The organism is Tahibacter sp. (assembly GCF_035481375.1).
Taxonomy (GTDB): Bacteria; Pseudomonadota; Gammaproteobacteria; order Xanthomonadales; family Rhodanobacteraceae; genus Tahibacter.
Genome location: NZ_DATIGT010000049.1, coordinates 1 through 2,465 on the forward strand (window position 1 = coordinate 1; position 2,465 = coordinate 2,465).

General features: G+C 68.5%; 1 protein-coding gene. It reads right to left on the reverse strand.

The window, feature by feature from the left end; all coding sequences use genetic code 11:
• A partial coding sequence (locus tag VLF18_RS03235; RefSeq protein WP_325278181.1) for a pilus assembly protein occupies nt 1-2,465 on the reverse strand: 2,465 nt, incomplete at both ends.

Sequence of the window (2,465 nt, forward strand, 5' to 3'; positions counted from 1 at the left end):
AGCTCGCGCCGCCGCTCAGCGCATCGAGTTCCATCAGCGCATTGAGGCCGCCGGGCTGGCAGACGTCGCCCTGGGGACGGAAGGTGTTGAACAGCACGGTGCCGAGGATCACGGCCGGCGCGGCGAGCACGCGTTCGCTGCGCAACTGGTCGCGGCCGCCGCTGACGAATTCGAGATCGAGATACCAGCCGAGCCGGCCGTCGGGATTGAAGCTCGACCGGTAGCCGACCGCGTCCTGCGTCGACGTGCGATAGCCGTTCGTATAGCCGGTGATGCGCTGCTCGCGCAGCAGGCTCGCGCGCGTCGCGGCGGTCGGGAGGATCGGCGTGGCCTGCGCGCCCTGGTCCCAGATGCCGTAGATCGAATTGACGAGCGGCTTGCCGTCGGCTTCCAGGCGCGCCGGATTCGCATCGTCCGTGCTCAGATAGCGGCCTGTGCCGAACAGCACGACGGTGCCGCCGATCGGGTTCGCGACGACGTCGATGCCGCCGGTGATCGGCTGGCGATGGCCGTGCCGGTCGATCGCACGGAACAGCGGCTGCGTGCCGAGCGCATTGCGCCAGCTGCCCGAGACGAATGCAAATTTCCACAGGTTGCCCTGGTAGTCGCCGGCGTAGACCGTGTCGGCGACGCGGTCGCCGTCGGTGTCGATCGCGGCGACCCCGGACATGCCATTGGGGTCGTCGACCGAACCGACGCCGGTGTCGATCTTCGCGATCGCGTTGCCGCTGGCGAGGTCGCGCACGTAGAGCATCGCGCGCTGGCTGCCGCCGTTGTAGCCGTTGCCGAACACCGCGGCCCAGTTGCCGTCGGCGAGCAGGGCGATCTGCGGCCGCTCGGCGAGCTGGCCCATGTCGGCATCGATGCGGTCGTTGAATTCCCAGAGCACGTTGTCGGCGCCGAACGCGCCGGTGTTGCCGAGGCCGGTCACGTCGAGCGCGTAGACGCCGCGCCCGCCGATGCCGACGGAGCTCAGCAGCACTTCTTTCCAGCTGCCGCCCAGATACGCGTCGCCGACGAGCGGCGAGGCATCCGCGTAGTACTGGTGTGCGTATGACGGTTTCGCGAGCTGGTGCAGCTTGCGCGTGACGGCCGCCGGTATGTAGCCGAACAGTTCGACGCCGCCGGCTTCGTGGCCGGAGATGCCGTGCATCATGCCGTCGTTGGCGCCGACGAACAGCACGGGCCGCGTGCTCTTCTGATCGACGAAGGCGCGATACGCCGACGCGCCGGTCGGCCTGCCGGACACCGATTCGGGCAGTACCGCGTAGCCGAAGCTGCGCCGCGATACGACGGCCGGCGTCGAGTTGACGATGTCGCCGATCAGCGATTCGCGCCGGCGATAGGGACCGTTCGGCGTTTCGTTGCTCTGGTCGCCGCGCAGATAGCCCACGAGTCCGTCGATGGTGAATTCGGCCGGCAGATCGCCGCGGAGCTCCGCCGCGGCGCTCGCGGCATTGTAGGTCTGTGCCTCGAACGCCGCGCCTCGCGTGCTCGTGCCGTTGATCACCGACGTGAAGATCTTGCGGCTCGCCGCTGCCGGCAGTTGGTCGGCGGCGCTCCAGACGCGCGAACCGAGCGTGCCGTTCTGGTTCAGGCGGTACGCCTGCACGTCGCCGCTCCAGTCGTCGGCCTTGAACGACACCTGGTAGGTCAGCGTGCCGCCGGGTACGAAGCGCGGCGAACTCGTCGCGAGACTGGCCGAGGGCCGCGAGCCGGCGATGATGGCTTCGAATACCTTGCGCAGCTCGCTCTTGAGCCGCGCCGGGTCGCGCACCGGAAAGAATGCGTCGGGCTTGCCCGGCTGCTGCGCATCCCATTCGCCCGCATCGGGCAGGTTGTCGCTGTTCGCATCCTTGAAGCTGCCGAATTTCGCCGCGTAGAACAGCGGATTTTCGAGCTCTTTCGCACCGCCGCCGCCGGCCTTGAGCTTGAGCACCTGGGGCACCGTCCACGTGGTCGGCGGATTCGCCGTCTGCGCGAGCACGCTGCCGTTCTGGCCGCCGGGACGCAGCGTGAGGCGCTTCACGCCGTCGCTCGCGCCGGCACCGCTGACCGAAAAGCCCGTCAGCATCGCGTTGCCGGCGAAAGCGGACAGATTCTCGATGCGGACGAGCACTTCGTCGGCCGCCACGGCCGGCGCCCCGTTGGAACCGCAGTCGGCCGAGTTCGAGCGCCAGCAGATGTCGTAGTGGGTCTGCGTGGACGTGGTCTTCTTCGTGCATTTCGCGCCGACGCAATAGGTCAGCATCGACACGACGTCGTTGTCATGGTCGTTGCCCCATTGCGAGTCTTCCCAGACCAGCGAGAAGCTGCCGGCACTGCCGTCGCTTTCGAGCGCGCGGCCGTAGACGTGGTTCGGGGCGACTGCCGAAGTCTTCGTGCCGATGCCGACGGCGCCGAGATAGCAGCTGCGCCAGCCCGACGAGGCGGCGGTCGCGCCGCCGGCGTTGTTGGCCTGGCAC